The sequence below is a fragment of the Phyllobacterium sp. 1468 genome, from assembly GCF_031455525.1.
In the GTDB taxonomy this organism is placed as follows: domain Bacteria; phylum Pseudomonadota; class Alphaproteobacteria; order Rhizobiales; family Rhizobiaceae; genus Phyllobacterium.
In genome coordinates, this window is sequence record NZ_JAVDSX010000013.1 from 107,095 (window position 1) to 120,078 (window position 12,984).

The 12,984-nt window shown below is 54.9% G+C and carries 16 protein-coding genes; 13 read left to right on the plus strand and 3 right to left on the minus strand.

What is annotated here, in order from left to right; all coding sequences use genetic code 11:
* The first annotated feature begins 24 nt into the window (after positions 1-24).
* Positions 25-696: a pyridoxamine 5'-phosphate oxidase family protein gene (locus J2X72_RS24135; protein WP_310076136.1), complete on the plus strand. Its 672-nt coding sequence runs from the start codon at positions 25-27 to the stop codon at positions 694-696.
* Between the two features lie 295 nt (positions 697-991).
* Here the strand turns inward: J2X72_RS24135 and J2X72_RS24140 are convergent, their stop codons facing one another.
* Positions 992-1,279, minus strand: coding sequence for a DUF1236 domain-containing protein (locus tag J2X72_RS24140; RefSeq protein ID WP_210005280.1), 288 nt, complete (start codon positions 1,277-1,279; stop codon positions 992-994).
* Between the two features lie 272 nt (positions 1,280-1,551).
* Between J2X72_RS24140 and J2X72_RS24145 the strand changes: the two genes are divergently transcribed.
* The 3 genes from J2X72_RS24145 to J2X72_RS24155 all read left to right on the plus strand — a co-directional run bounded on the left by J2X72_RS24145 (position 1,552) and on the right by J2X72_RS24155 (position 5,515).
* Positions 1,552-3,558, plus strand: coding sequence for an ABC transporter ATP-binding protein/permease (locus tag J2X72_RS24145; RefSeq protein ID WP_310076173.1), 2,007 nt, complete (start codon positions 1,552-1,554; stop codon positions 3,556-3,558).
* A 133-nt stretch (positions 3,559-3,691) separates the two neighbouring features.
* Entirely contained in the window at positions 3,692-4,861 is a 1,170-nt protein-coding gene (locus tag J2X72_RS24150; protein ID WP_210005281.1) for a cystathionine beta-lyase, read from the plus strand.
* A 171-nt stretch (positions 4,862-5,032) separates the two neighbouring features.
* A complete protein-coding gene (locus J2X72_RS24155; RefSeq protein ID WP_310076139.1) occupies positions 5,033-5,515 on the plus strand; it encodes a GFA family protein in 483 nt (160 codons plus the stop codon).
* A gap of 162 nt (positions 5,516-5,677) precedes the next feature.
* Here the strand turns inward: J2X72_RS24155 and J2X72_RS24160 are convergent, their stop codons facing one another.
* Entirely contained in the window at positions 5,678-6,574 is an 897-nt protein-coding gene (locus J2X72_RS24160; protein ID WP_310076142.1) for a DUF72 domain-containing protein, read from the minus strand.
* Positions 6,575-6,758: 184 nt separating this feature from the next.
* On the opposite strand from J2X72_RS24160, the gene J2X72_RS24165 reads away from it, so the two are divergent.
* From J2X72_RS24165 to J2X72_RS24190, 6 genes are all read left to right on the plus strand, one after another.
* Positions 6,759-7,235: a ferritin-like domain-containing protein gene (locus J2X72_RS24165; protein ID WP_210005288.1), complete on the plus strand. Its 477-nt coding sequence runs from the start codon at positions 6,759-6,761 to the stop codon at positions 7,233-7,235.
* Between the two features lie 60 nt (positions 7,236-7,295).
* Positions 7,296-7,916, plus strand: coding sequence for a cysteine hydrolase family protein (locus tag J2X72_RS24170; RefSeq protein WP_210005289.1), 621 nt, complete (start codon positions 7,296-7,298; stop codon positions 7,914-7,916).
* Between the two features lie 308 nt (positions 7,917-8,224).
* Positions 8,225-8,752: a DUF4142 domain-containing protein gene (locus J2X72_RS24175; RefSeq protein WP_310076148.1), complete on the plus strand. Its 528-nt coding sequence runs from the start codon at positions 8,225-8,227 to the stop codon at positions 8,750-8,752.
* A 37-nt stretch (positions 8,753-8,789) separates the two neighbouring features.
* Positions 8,790-9,038, plus strand: coding sequence for a hypothetical protein (locus tag J2X72_RS24180; RefSeq protein WP_310076151.1), 249 nt, complete (start codon positions 8,790-8,792; stop codon positions 9,036-9,038).
* Entirely contained in the window at positions 9,035-9,301 is a 267-nt protein-coding gene (locus J2X72_RS24185) for a hypothetical protein (RefSeq protein ID WP_210005064.1), read from the plus strand. The genes J2X72_RS24180 and J2X72_RS24185 overlap by 4 nt, the downstream gene beginning before the upstream one ends.
* A gap of 271 nt (positions 9,302-9,572) precedes the next feature.
* Positions 9,573-10,550 (plus strand): sensor histidine kinase, encoded by a 978-nt coding sequence (locus tag J2X72_RS24190; protein ID WP_210004768.1) that lies wholly within the window; start codon positions 9,573-9,575, stop codon positions 10,548-10,550.
* Positions 10,551-10,677: 127 nt separating this feature from the next.
* Here the strand turns inward: J2X72_RS24190 and J2X72_RS24195 are convergent, their stop codons facing one another.
* Positions 10,678-11,055: a hypothetical protein gene (locus tag J2X72_RS24195; RefSeq protein ID WP_310076154.1), complete on the minus strand. Its 378-nt coding sequence runs from the start codon at positions 11,053-11,055 to the stop codon at positions 10,678-10,680.
* Between the two features lie 390 nt (positions 11,056-11,445).
* Between J2X72_RS24195 and J2X72_RS24200 the strand changes: the two genes are divergently transcribed.
* From J2X72_RS24200 to J2X72_RS24210, 3 genes are all read left to right on the plus strand, one after another.
* Positions 11,446-11,904 (plus strand): nutrient deprivation-induced protein, encoded by a 459-nt coding sequence (locus J2X72_RS24200; protein WP_210004772.1) that lies wholly within the window; start codon positions 11,446-11,448, stop codon positions 11,902-11,904.
* The gene (locus J2X72_RS24205; protein ID WP_210004774.1) at positions 11,897-12,316 is read left to right on the plus strand and encodes a phage holin family protein; all 420 of its coding nucleotides are present in this window, start codon (positions 11,897-11,899) and stop codon (positions 12,314-12,316) included. The genes J2X72_RS24200 and J2X72_RS24205 overlap by 8 nt, the downstream gene beginning before the upstream one ends.
* Positions 12,313-12,984: DUF3618 domain-containing protein (locus J2X72_RS24210; RefSeq protein WP_310076156.1), on the plus strand; the 672-nt coding region annotated here is incomplete at its 3' end. The genes J2X72_RS24205 and J2X72_RS24210, both read left to right, overlap by 4 nt.

Consider the following 12,984-nt stretch of genomic DNA (forward strand, 5'->3'; position numbering starts at 1 on the left):
CTCTCGCGTTAGGGTTCGCGGAGCTTGGATTGGGGCCTTGCGCAGATCGAGAGCGCTATTATCGATCTGGCAATCAATAGGATTTTGGAAATTTGGATTCTCACAGGGACGGACGCTGGGACCTGCGTGCGCCGATCCTATCAGTTTAATCGGCAGGAACTTTTTCTCGATCCGGACAGTTTACAATCCGATTTCAGAAAGGATCGGAAGATGACAACCCCTCAAGAACTGCAGCAAAAATTCTGGAAAGCGCTAAAATCTGACAGGACGATGATGTTGGGTTTGGTGGGGGTGGAGGAGAGCCATACGCGACCCATGACGGCCCAGGTAGAGGGAGATCATGGACCTATCTTTTTCTTTACTTCAACGGAGAGCTCGCTTGTCCAAAACCTAGGAGAAGACAGCCGGGCCGTCGCGGCGTTCGCCGCAAAGGGCCACGATCTTTTTGCTTCCGTTCACGGATCGGTTGCTGTCCACAATGATCGTGCCACAATCGATCGACTGTGGAATACCTTTGTGGCAGCGTGGTACGAGCACGGAAAAGACGATCCCAAACTTGTTCTGCTGCGCTTCGACGCGGACCGCGCTGAAATATGGTTGAACGGCTCGAGTATTCTGGCCGGCATCAAATTACTTATCGGAGTCGATCCGAAAGCAGACTATAAGAAAGACGTGGCCGACGTCACTTTGGACTGACCTCCGGAGCCTATCTGCTACGAGCTTTTTGGTTAGATGGGGCGGGCGAGCACCATCGAGCCACCGTTTCAGAAAGGATGTATTTACATACAACAAAAGACGGCCGAACCGGATATGCCTCCGGCCCACCGTCTGAAGTCAAAGGCGGGGTTATAAGTCCTGAGGCGCCGCTCCCCGCTAAAATGGCGCGTCTTGTTAAATGTGGCTTGGCCGCCCCCTCTCCGGAGATCATGCGGTCAAGCCACGGCTGATACAAAGGATCAGCCATTCCTCCACCAGATCACTGACGGTCAACTCATTTCGACATGTAGACGATCTTGCGATCCTTCATCGACACGATAACCGGTTGCTTATCCACATAGACGTAGCCGTAGTCCGGACTGTCGGGGATGGGGACTAGCGTTACGTCCTCGGGCACGGCGGTTCCAATTGCCACGTCGCCCTTTATGACGACAGGATCGGTTGGATGCGCGATAACATATTCGCGTGCCGGCTGCGGAACCTCAACCACAACTGCATCCTGAGCGTAGACGCCGCCAGACAACCCAAACATCACGGCGGTGGCAAGCAAGATTCGTTTCATGATCACTCTCCCTTGTGGGATGCTGCCCTTCGGCTCCCACAACTTGTGGTCCTGAACTTTGTTCCACCGGCCACCCTGCACCGAAGAATTTCAGACCTTTGCCGTGCCTGCATCAGACTTTCGTCCGATCCTAGATGGGCCCAATTCTCTCCTTGATGGTGCCGGAAGCCCGTATCCGGAACGGCGCACTCGCGACGACGTTTGCCTTTCGATGCAGCTGGCCTCTGGAGGACATAATGAAACTTTTTGTTATTCAAGCCGTTATCGCCGTTATGTCCGGGGCCAAACTCAAGGCGAAATCGATCAACGGTGCCAAAGCAGGTGGCGCTGACAAATCGCGCCAGGAAAAGCTATCCACCGCCGAAGTCGCCACTGAAGTCAATGCCCAGGACGCGCCACCGGATTTCATCGATCCGGATCCAGATCTGACACCTGAGGAGGCCGAACAGGCGCGCAAGAGGTATCTGCTGAAACGTTTCTGGATCAGCGCGCGCGGTTACTGGAGCCGCGGTGGCGACAGGCTCGCTTGGGTATGCTCAATCGGGCTTTTGACGCTGATATGTATAAATGTCGGCTTCCAGTATGGGATCAATGTCTGGAATCGTGCAATTTTCGACGCAATTGAGCAACGCAATGCCAGCACCGTCTATTTCCTGAGTGCCGTGTTCGTGCCGCTCGTGCTCGGAAGCGGAAGCCTTGTCGTTGCACAAGTCTTCCTTCGTATGACGATGCAGCGGCACTGGCGTTCTTGGCTCACGACGGAAGTCATCGCGCGTTGGCTCGCAAACGGTCGTTACTATCAATTGAACCTTGTCGGTGGCGACCACACCAACCCCGAAGCCCGTATCGCGGAAGATTTGCGGATTGCAACCGAATCGCCTGTCGATTTCGTCGCTGGTGTCATCTCCGCATTTCTGTCGGCATCAACCTTCATCGTGGTGCTCTGGACTATCGGCGGGGCACTCACCCTGACGATTGCGGGTTCGACCGTCACGGTTCCGGGTTTTCTCGTCATTACTGCGATACTCTATGCCGCGATCACGTCCACCTCCATGACGCTCATTGGCCGCCATTTTGTCCGCCTCTCCGAGGAAAAAAATCAGGCGGAGGCCGAATTTCGCTACACGCTAACCCGCGTTCGGGAAAACGGGGAAAGTATCGCGTTGCTTGGCGGTGAGGAGGAGGAGCGTAGCGGCATCGACAAAACGTTCGCCAATGTGCTCAGGCAATGGGCGCTTCTTACGGGCCAGCATATGCGTACGGCGCTGGTGTCGCAGGGGTCGAGCCTGTTTGCGCCGGTCGTACCGGTTTTGCTTTGCGCTCCGAAATTTCTTGAAGGTAGCATGACGCTTGGACAGGTAATGCAGGCTGCCTCTGCCTTTGCCATCGTGCAGGGCGCGTTCGGTTGGCTGGTCGACAACTACCCCCGTCTGGCCGACTGGAACGCCAGTGCACGGCGCATCGCCTCCCTGATGATGTCGCTCGACGGGCTCGAGCGCGCGGAACAGAGCGATGCCTTCGGGCGCATCAGGCGCGGCGAAACTGAAGGCGACGCGGTGCTCAGCTTGGACAATCTCTCCGTATCCCTTGACGACGGCACCGCCGTGGTCAAGGAAACCGAGGTCGTGATCGAGGCTGGCGAGCGGGTTCTGGTGGCAGGCGAATCCGGGTCAGGCAAGAGCACACTGGTGCGGGCGGTCGCAGGTCTTTGGCCGTGGGGTGACGGCAGCGTCAACTTCCACGCCGACAGACGATTGTTCATGTTACCGCAACGGCCTTATATCCCCTCAGGGACGCTTCGCCGCGCGGTCGCCTATCCCGCCGCCGCCGATAACTGGACATTGAAAAAAATTAACGCGGCACTCGGCAAGGTGGGACTCGATTACCTGAGCGGCAAGATCGAGGAGGAAGCGCCATGGGACCAGACCCTGTCTGGTGGCGAAAAGCAGCGGCTCGCGTTCGCGCGCCTTCTGTTGCACACACCCGATATCATCGTGCTGGATGAAGCAACCTCAGCGCTTGATGAGAAAAGTCAGGAAAAGTTGATGGAGATGCTTATCCACGAATTGCCCGAGGTCACCATCATAAGCGTCGCCCATCGAGCCGAGCTGGAGGCCTTCCATACCCGCAAGATCACCTTGGAGCGGCGCAAGGGCGGCGCAAAACTTGTCAGCGATATCGATCTTGGCCAGCGCAAGCGCAGACAGAACGTGCTTGTGCGCCTTCTTGGTCGGAAAGGAAAGCTTTCTGGGCGGCACAGTGCATCCATCCGGAACTGAAGATCCAACGACCGCTTCGCGCGCGAGGTCAAAAAAAGCGCACTGGGAGCATAGTTTCTCCACGGAACATTTCTGTCCAAAAATGATTTGAGATTGGTCAGCGGTTCACATCTCGTATTTTCTGAGGATTCCAATGCATTGGCGAACCAGGCTCTTGAACCCGGAACAGAAAGCAATCGGCGGATACCAGTCTCTTGTCACCCCGACCTATCGGGGTTCGACGGTGATCTTTGACAACGTTGGAGCGGCCCACAATAACTGGCGTCAGATCGAGGCCGGTTACAATTACGGACTTTATGGAACGCCTACCGTGCTGGAATTGGGTGCACGGATTGCCGAACTGGAGGGTGCTTACCGCACGTTCGTAGTCCCCGGCGGTCAGGCGGCAATCGCTTTGATCTATCTTGCCGTTTGCAAGGCCGGCAGCCATGCCCTGGTACCTGCCAGCGCCTATGGCCCAAACAGGGAACTGGCTGAAAAGCTACTGCAGCGTCTGGGCATAACGGTGGAGCTCTATGATCCTCTGATTGGTGAGGAGATCGGCGCGTTGATAAGACGCAACACAGCGCTCGTCTGGACCGAAAGCCCCGCTTCGATCACGATGGAGGTCCAGGATGTTGCCTCGATAGTTCAGGCCGCTCATGCTCGTGGTGTACCGGTCGCTCTCGACAACACATATTCTGCAGGCGTGTTCTTTGACGCCTTCGCGCACGGAGTCGACATCAGCATGCAGGCCCTGACCAAATATGTAGGCGGCCACAGCGATCTGCTTTTGGGCACCGTCTCCGTGAAGGACGATTCCTTGTACGAGTCCGTGGGGAATGCCTGGGATCTTTTAGGCATGGCGGTTTCGCCGGATGACGCCAGCCTCGCCTTGCGAGGTCTGACTACGCTCGGCGTGCGTCTGGAAAGACTGGAACGTTCGACACTGCAGGTCGCGAACTGGCTCGCAGAGCAGTGGGCTATTCAAAGCGTGCTTCATCCGGCTGTGCCATCGTCGCCGGGTCACGAGACATGGAAACGGGATTTCACCGGATCGGCAAGTGTGTTTTCAATCGTATTCAAGAAAACATTTAGTCCGAAGGACGTTGACAACTTCGTCGATCGACTAAAACTGTTTAGAGCCGGTTACAGTTGGGGAGGGGCCACCTCCCTTGCCATGACCTATCCCAAACTTGCACAAGGTGGCGAAGATTTCAGCGGACGAATCGTCAGGTTGAACGTCGGATTGGAAGAACCCGACGATCTTATTGCTGATCTTCATCAATCACTCCGGATTATGGGAGATCAAATCGAAGAATGACATCCGTTGTGACGATTGGGTGTTGTACTTCGGCCAAGACCCGGCATGGAAGTGCGCCCGATTCCTTTGCGAGCCACACCATCATCGCTTCGTCTTCGCCCGCCCCTTCCTCTGTTGTTAAAGTGACGCCAGCTGTCGCCGTTTCTGTTGAACGTGCAGTGGAGGAGCCAGATGGTTGACAGACTAGAGACGGCACGGTGTTTTTGCGGCAGAATACAAGCGGAATGCGAAGGCGAACCGTTCTGGATCAACTACGATCATGATGCCGATTGCAGGCAAGCAATTGGCGGCCCGCTTACTGTTTGGGTAGGATATAGACCGCAGCAATTCCGCATAACAAAGGGTAAGATGAAGTGGTTCTCAAAGACACCTGGCGTCACCCGGACGTTTTGTGGGAATTGCGGTTCGTCGATCGGATATTTTGATGAAGGCATCAAGGATGAGATATATCTGACGATCGGCTTCTTCGATAATCCGGAACAGTTCAGGCCGGCGGCTCACGGCTATTGGCGAGAAAAGCTCTCCTGGGTCGAATTTTCTGACAATCTCCCGCGGTTTGATGAATATACACGTATGCGGGACGCCCAATTAGGCAATCCCAACATCAGAAAGACTTCCGGAGAACGGTCGAAGCAAGGTAGACAGTCAACATGAGCACGGCGCGACAGTCATTCAGCAGAGCCCTGGGGCGGCGCGTGGCCATCCGGACGAAATCAAGGGAAGGTACATTTGACTAAATGCATTCCTTGCCTTCGGTCATCCTCTGTAGGAGTTCAATACCTTTGTAATACCTACCCGGCGCGCTCCCGACTTAACTCACTTTCGTTCCAAAGGTTCGGCGTTGAGGAGCTTTATAAGCGCTTTTGCGTTCTTGATCGCATGACCGTCACGGTCATTGTTGAAATACGCCCAAACATTTTTAGCGCGGCACTTCCGGATTCGCTCAGCCCAAATCAATAGTTCATCGTCGCTGTAGTCATGACGGTACCAATTCTTCGTTCCGTGGAAACGGACGTAGATGTCGTCGGCGGTTTTGACAAGTTCATCTGGAAGTCGCGGTCCGCTGCAGGAGCAGAAGATCGCTCCGGCCGCACGAAACGCCGCATAGACATCCTCGTTCCACCAGCTTTTGTGACGAAATTCAACGACGTTGCGATGACGTGGGTTTAGTTGCTGCAAGATAGTTTTAAGAAAAATCGGGTCGTAGTGAACACTTGGAGGTAGCTGAAACAGAAAACAGCCCATTTGTTCGCCAAGTAAATCAGCGATGTATCCGAAATCGCGTATCAAGGGTTCGGTGCCGTCAAAGCGCTTAACATGAGTGATCAGCTCGCAGACCTTGATCGTGTAGATGAAGTCGCCGGTCGCCTGGCGTAGCCAAGTCTTGACTGTCGCAACCGTGGGCCAAGCATAAAATGGCGCATTGAGCTCCACGGTTTCAAAACTTTGTTCGTAAATCGAAAACCATTGACTTGATGGGACTTCGTCTGGATAAAATTTGCCTTTCCAATGCCAATAGTACCAGCCGGAACACCCGACATGGACGCCATCCCGGAGACGTTTGGACGTGGCCACAGGCCCAAGCACCTCCTTCGAAATACGAACTGCGTGCATTTTTGCCGCGCGTTGTAGATTTGTCAGCCGTTGCCTTTGACGACGCTCGGCTCGCCGTTCGCGTCTTTGTTGGATCTCTTCGAGGGAACGTTCTTTCACAGCAGCAATTTCCTAAGCGTAACCACTGCAGTCATTAGTCCAAAATCCAAAATGCGAAGATCGATTGGATGGTTCCTATCAACGAAAGCGTCTACGGCTGGACACAGAAGTTTCTTCGGGAACGCTCGCTCACTTCTTGCGTTTGAGGGCTGTTATGACCGCTCGCTCAAGAGGAAACATCATTATGGCCGAGAAAACACTCGCAATATTATTCCATGAAACCCTCAAAGACGTCTACTACGCCGAACGGAAAATCCTGAAGGCTCTTCCCAAGATGGCGCGAGGCGCGACCTCGTCGAAACTGAAAGCCGCTTTTGAGAAGCACCGCGATGAGACCGAGGTCCACGTGGAGCGTCTTCAACAGGTCTTTGACATTCTGGGCAAGCCTGCGCGTGGCAAGACTTGCGACGCCATAGAGGGAATCCTTGCTGAAGGAGATGAGATCCTTGAGGATTTCAAGGGGCAGGCCGCCCTGGATGCGGGGCTTGCCTCAGCAGCACAGGCGGTTGAACATTACGAGATAGCCCGCTATGGCACCTTGTCACGTTGGGCAGGCGATCTCGGAATGAAGGACATCACCCTGCAGGAGGAGACAAAAACGGACGAAGCTTTGACCGCCTTGGCCGAAGGCTCGCTTAATCCGGCCGCCATCGCGGCTTGACCGCAGCAGTGCGCCGCAAACGGCGCTCTCAATGTTTAGAAAAAACACACGAAAAGCGCCATGGCCGAGGGACTAAGGTTCGGACCAATCGATAAATCGGCGAGCCATATCTGCGTCGACATGCAGGGCCTGTTCCAAGGAGAAGGCCCATGGGCAATGCCGTGGTTCGACAAGGTGTTGCCAAACATACACTTGCTCGTGGAGCGCGATCCTCCTGCAACAATCTTCACCCGTTTTATGCCGGCGAGAAATCTTAGCGAAGCTGGTGGTGCATGGTTGCGCTATTATCAAAAATGGGAGGGGCTCTTGCTCGATCGTATCGATCCGTCAAAGGTCGACATCGTGCCCGAGCTAAAACGATATGCGCCACCGGCGGCGGTGGTGAATAAGTCGGTCTATTCTCCTTGGTTTGGGAGCACCCTGCCGACGCTTCTAAAAGCCCGCTCCACACATACGGTTCTTGTAACTGGCGGCGAAACCGATGTTTGTGTGCTTTCAACCGTGCTCGGAGCAGTTGACTTTGGCTTTAGGGTGATCGTCGTTTATGACGCGGTGTGCAGCTCGTCCGATGCGGCTCACGATGCGATGCAGCTCTTCTACAGTCAAAGGTTGTCTCAGCAAGTTGAGACAGCTTCGACCGAAGAAGTGTTGGATAGCTGGCTTGCACGCCACCGCTTTTAAGCCAACGAAGCAGCTCGACGGGCGATGCCGACCTGATGCTGGGTATCGCATGTAACCCTCGGCGCAATGTTGCAAACGCACCGTTCGCTAAGAATAGAAACCGATTAGCACCATCAGTATCGGTTTGCCAAGAAATCCCGACGCCCTTTCGCTGTTTCCCCAACCCCGAGCTGGTGAATTTTTTCCCTCGCGCTCAGGCCCGGGATGGAGACGACGATCCACCTCAGCAATGTTTTTATATGAACTAGCGAGCGAGGAACATTGCGGCAAGCAGGACGTTTGGAGGATAGAGAAAGAGGAGAACCGCCATGAAATCATTTGCGCTGACCGCAGTTGCCGTCCTGCTAGCAATCCCCGCCTTTGCCCAGTCAGCTACCGAAAAAACGGGGGTTAACTCTTTGATGGGCGTTGCACCTACGACAGAGGATTTCGTGCTGAAGGCGGCCACGAGCGATATGTTCGAAATAGAGTCGAGCAAGCTCGCTCTCGAGCGCGCCGATGGCCCGACGAAAACCTTTGCCCAGGAAATGGTGGCAGACCATCAAAAGACCACGGATGAAATGAAGCAGCTGGTTGATGGTGGCAAAGTCAAGGTCGCACTTCCTACCTCCATGACCGAAGCCCAGCAGGAAACACTCGACAAGCTAAAGGGTCTGCAGGGTGCGGATTTTACCGAACAATATCATTCCGACCAAGTGTCCGCTCACAAGGATGCGGTCGATCTCTTTAAACGGTATGGCGACGAGGGCGAGAACGCTGACCTGAAGGCTTGGGCCGCAAAAACGCGTCCAGCTTTGGAACACCATTTGATGATGGCTGAGGATCTAAACAAGTAGTCGGACCGGTCACAAGCTGGTCTGCAAAGGAGACAATATGGCCAAAACACGTGGGAAAGATGAAATGAAGAGTTCTCCACAAGCGGATGCCAAGGGGCAATACGCCCGCACGCGGCATGGCTCGACCAACGACGGTATGGCAAGTGCAGACCCTCGAGTGCTGTCCGGTAAATCTGACGGCGACGCCACCTTTAAGAACAATGCGAAAGAGAATGAACGCGACAGGCGAGCACCCGGCCAAGTAGCGCACGCCGCAAAGTCAACAGAGCGAGGAAAGAGAGGATGACCGACAGTAAAACGACAACTGATCACAATACGATCCAGCGCTGGGCAGAAGAGCGCAAGGGCGTTCCATCTAAAGTCACGGGAAGCGGAGAAGGCGGGATTCTCCGTATCGATTTCGGTGAGCCGGAGGAGGGTCTTGAGAAGATTTCGTGGGAAAACTTTTTCGAGGTCTTTGACGAACGCAAGCTGGCTTTTCTTTATCAGGAAAAGACTGCCGATGGAAAAATGAGCCGCTTTAACAAATTTGTCTCCAAGAATCAGTGACTGGCCTATGTCGTGTCTGGAATTCGCTGGAACTATTGGAGAACGAGGTTATCCTTGCCTGACGTCGCCTTGTTCTCCCTTGCGTCCCGATGAATAATAAGACGTGGTCCGTATAACGACTGGAAGGCGAAACGTGGGGCAGAGCCGGGTGGTGCTGAGCGCAACTCTAGAGACAGCATTCACCCAACGTGGTCCGGACCACGTTATTCGCGTTGAAGTTTTCTGGTCCACATCTAGATTCCTGGGAACTCTCAAATATTAAGGATGCCTGGTGACGAACAGACGTATCGCGGAAATGGTTCTAGAGAGCGCGATCGACTACGCCATCATCACTGCTGATCTCTCCGGCAACGTCACCTCTTGGAGCACCGGCGCGGAGAAAATCTTTGGCTGGGCCGAGGACGAGGTGTTGGGACTGCCTGCCGATATCATCTTCACGAGCGCCGACCGTGCGCACAATGTTCCCGCCAAAGAAATTGCAAACGCGCTGCAAAACGGCCGGGCGACAGATGAGCGTTGGCACGTGCGCAAGGATGGCTCCAGATTCTGGGCAAGCGGTGAAATGCTGCGACTTCACGACGACGGTGCCGCAGAAGGCTTTCTCAAGATCGTTCGCGACCGAACTCAGCAAAAGCGGGCAGAGGAGCTGCAGTCGATGTTGAGCCAGGAACTGAGCCACCGCTTGAAGAACCAGCTGGCAATGGTCCAGGGCATCGTCAATCAGTCGCTACGCCGGGCCGATAACATCGAGGCCGCCCGCCTTTCGATCAGCGAGCGTCTTGGTGTTCTGGGACGAGCGCACGACCTGCTGTTGACTGGATATGGCGAACGGATCGAAGTTCGTACTTTGATCGAAAGGGCTGTCAATCTCGATCAGAATGGGCGCAGCAGCCAGTTCAACCTCAAGGGGCCCGAGTTACAGGTGGGTCCCCAATCCGCGTTATCCTTGGCGATGCTGCTACACGAACTCACCACCAATGCCTTCAAGTACGGCGCTCTGTCCACCGCGGAAGGCCAGGTATCCGTTGAATGGGGGATCGCGGATATGAACAAGGAACCGGCCTTCAAACTTAACTGGAGGGAGAAGAATGGTCCGCCGGTTGTGAAACCCACCGTCGAGGGCATGGGCACCAGGCTGGTCAAAAGCGGTGTCGCGGGCACGCCGAACCAAGTCGATTTGGAGTATGCACCTGAGGGGTTAAGATGCACGGTATTGGCGCAGCTTGAAGGATTCCAGGCCGACCCGTAGATCTCCCATCTTCGTGGTGGTCGCGAGCCTGCGCTTCAGGCTCGTCCGCGCCGGCCGTCCATACGAAGAGCAATAAAAGGAGCAGATCAGTAGATAGCGCATTCCGGGCGTAGGCAATGTATGGAAGCTAAGGCTCGATAATGCCTTCGCCCTTGAGGCCCACAAGGTTCGCGTCGTCGTCCTGCTCCTCAAGGAGGGGGTTTTGCGGGGCAACCGGCCCCTCCGGTTGATCGGGAGTTGTGGTATCCGTCTCACTCGCCGTTTGAGCACTTGGCGGGTTCGGTCTTTCTCTGGCACCGTACGGAGGCAAATCCCCTCGCGCTCCACTTGCGTCTATTTGATCGAGCAAGCACTCTGCCTGACGAATAAGCTCGTCTTGGTCGAGGCCGACAGAATTCGCGTCTGACAGATCCACCAAGGCGCGTTTCCCATCCTCGTAGACAAACTCGACGGTATGCCCGTCCCCGCCTTCTCGTGCAGTAATATGTCGTTCTATGATCCTCATGAGGGCGTCCTCCGCTACCTGCAATCAACCATCGCCTAGGGCATTTGTTCCGGCGATTGTTAATGGCGGCCTGGTCCTCGAACTGTGATTAGACAGCGCTCGTTCCCGATTGAACAGAGGTCACGCACAGCCTCTTCCACCGAACCCGGATGGCGGTTATTTCCGGCCATGAGACTCATCATAACTTTAAAATCCAACAAAGACTGGGAACTTTCACCTCCGTCCAAAGTTCGGCTGCAATTCAACATCGCGTATCAACCGCGACGACTGGAGGGAACGATGCAAGACCATTCTCAAAGAGAGACGAAATCTCGATCTGGTGCGTCTGCCCATGGCGATCAGCCGGATGCTATTTCTGGGACTATAGAAACTAGGCCATCATTTGGTGATTTGAAGCGGAAAGCCTCCGAAGATTTCGGCACCGTCAAAGACACGGCCAAAGAGCAGCTGCAGAAGGCTTCCGGCAAAGTCGAAGAAGTCGCATCCAAGCAAAAGAATATTGCAGCCCGCTATGCTGCCTCGGTCGGGACAGCCTTGGAAAAGGTCGGCGCAGAGATGCAATCCGGAGAAGACGCACAGCTAGGCAGGTATGCCAAGGAACTCGGCTCGACGGTAAAATCCTTTGCAAAGGATATTGAGGACCGTGAACTCAGAGAAGTTGCAAATATGGCGGAGGATTTCGGTCGACGGCAACCGTTGGCTTTTCTTGGCGTCGCGGCACTCGCCGGGCTTGCAGCAAGCCGCTTTTTGACAGCCTCTGCCCACAGACGTCCGACCGGGGAATCGACGGCCAATCCCGCCGAGGCGCATAGCGGTAGTGATCAATGGAGGAGCAACCCAAATGACTGACGTCAACGAGAGCAGGCCGTTGCCTGAGCTAGTCCGTGGGCTGATCACAGATGTCACCGGACTGGTCCGCAAGGAACTTGACCTTGCCAGGACGGAGGCATCCGAAAGTTTCACCAGAGCACTGGGTGGGATCGAGATACTGGGTATTGGACTGGTATTTGCGATTGGTGCGCTTGGCGTTCTGTTGAGTGCGCTCGTAACCGGACTGACCGTCATCCTGGTCTCGCAAGGTTTCACTGAACCAGGTGCGAACGCCCTCTCGGCGCTCATCGTCGCCGCCGTAGTCGGAGTCATTGCATGGGCGTTAATATCCAAAGGCATTTCCGCTCTGCGTGGCAGCAACTGGAAAATGGAGCGCACCACTACTTCACTCGGCAATGACGCCAACGTCATCAAGGAGAAAATGTCATGACCCTGACTGCCGATAAACCCAATGCAGCCGAGATCCAGCGGGACATCGAGAGCGATCGTCGTCGCATAGAAGAGCGAATTGACGCCATCCAGGAGAAGATGTCTCCCGGGCAACTGATCGATGAAGTTCTTGGTTACGTCAAAAGCAGTGGGGGTGGGGAATACGCTGCCAACTTGGGTAGCGCTATGAAGGCAAACCCGATCCCCATGGCTCTTATGGGAGTCAGTCTAGCTTGGCTAATGACCGGACAAAGGTATCAGTGGACAAACGCCGATAAGGCTAGAGACGCGGATCTATATCCTTTGGCAAAAATTACCGGCGAAATCCGTCGCACCGGACCGGCGCAAGAGGAGGCAGGTCAGTCTTATACCCACTTCACCGACTCCGCGGGCACCCGGTTCAAAGCTTTAACGGATAGCACGGGAAAACGCGCCGGCTATTTCATCGATGAGAGCGGCAAGACCTACCGCGGCTTTGCAGATTCAGCTGGCAATCGCATTAAAAGCATCAAAGATGAAGCTGGCACAATGCTTGATGAAGCATCCGGGTGGGTCTCCGACACGTGGCAGCAAGTAAGTGACACGGCGCACGATCTATCCAAAAAGGTTGCTGATAAAGCCAGTCAATTCAGTAATACGTCTGCTTCCGCCGGTCGTGTGTTCCAAGAT

What these genes read in the sequence shown, in the direction of transcription:
- J2X72_RS24180 (WP_310076151.1), top strand. Translation starts at nt 8,790, where the DNA reads ATGGCCAAAACACGTGGGAAAGATGAAATGAAGAGTTCTCCACAAGCG.
- J2X72_RS24155 (WP_310076139.1), top strand. Translation starts at nt 5,033, where the DNA reads ATGGTTGACAGACTAGAGACGGCACGGTGTTTTTGCGGCAGAATACAA.
- J2X72_RS24145 (WP_310076173.1), top strand. Translation starts at nt 1,552, where the DNA reads ATGTCCGGGGCCAAACTCAAGGCGAAATCGATCAACGGTGCCAAAGCA.
- J2X72_RS24150 (WP_210005281.1), top strand. Translation starts at nt 3,692, where the DNA reads ATGCATTGGCGAACCAGGCTCTTGAACCCGGAACAGAAAGCAATCGGC.
- J2X72_RS24175 (WP_310076148.1), top strand. Translation starts at nt 8,225, where the DNA reads ATGAAATCATTTGCGCTGACCGCAGTTGCCGTCCTGCTAGCAATCCCC.
- J2X72_RS24140 (WP_210005280.1), bottom strand. Translation starts at nt 1,279, where the DNA reads ATGAAACGAATCTTGCTTGCCACCGCCGTGATGTTTGGGTTGTCTGGC.
- J2X72_RS24185 (WP_210005064.1), top strand. Translation starts at nt 9,035, where the DNA reads ATGACCGACAGTAAAACGACAACTGATCACAATACGATCCAGCGCTGG.
- J2X72_RS24195 (WP_310076154.1), bottom strand. Translation starts at nt 11,055, where the DNA reads ATGAGGATCATAGAACGACATATTACTGCACGAGAAGGCGGGGACGGG.
- J2X72_RS24205 (WP_210004774.1), top strand. Translation starts at nt 11,897, where the DNA reads ATGACTGACGTCAACGAGAGCAGGCCGTTGCCTGAGCTAGTCCGTGGG.
- J2X72_RS24165 (WP_210005288.1), top strand. Translation starts at nt 6,759, where the DNA reads ATGGCCGAGAAAACACTCGCAATATTATTCCATGAAACCCTCAAAGAC.
- J2X72_RS24170 (WP_210005289.1), top strand. Translation starts at nt 7,296, where the DNA reads ATGGCCGAGGGACTAAGGTTCGGACCAATCGATAAATCGGCGAGCCAT.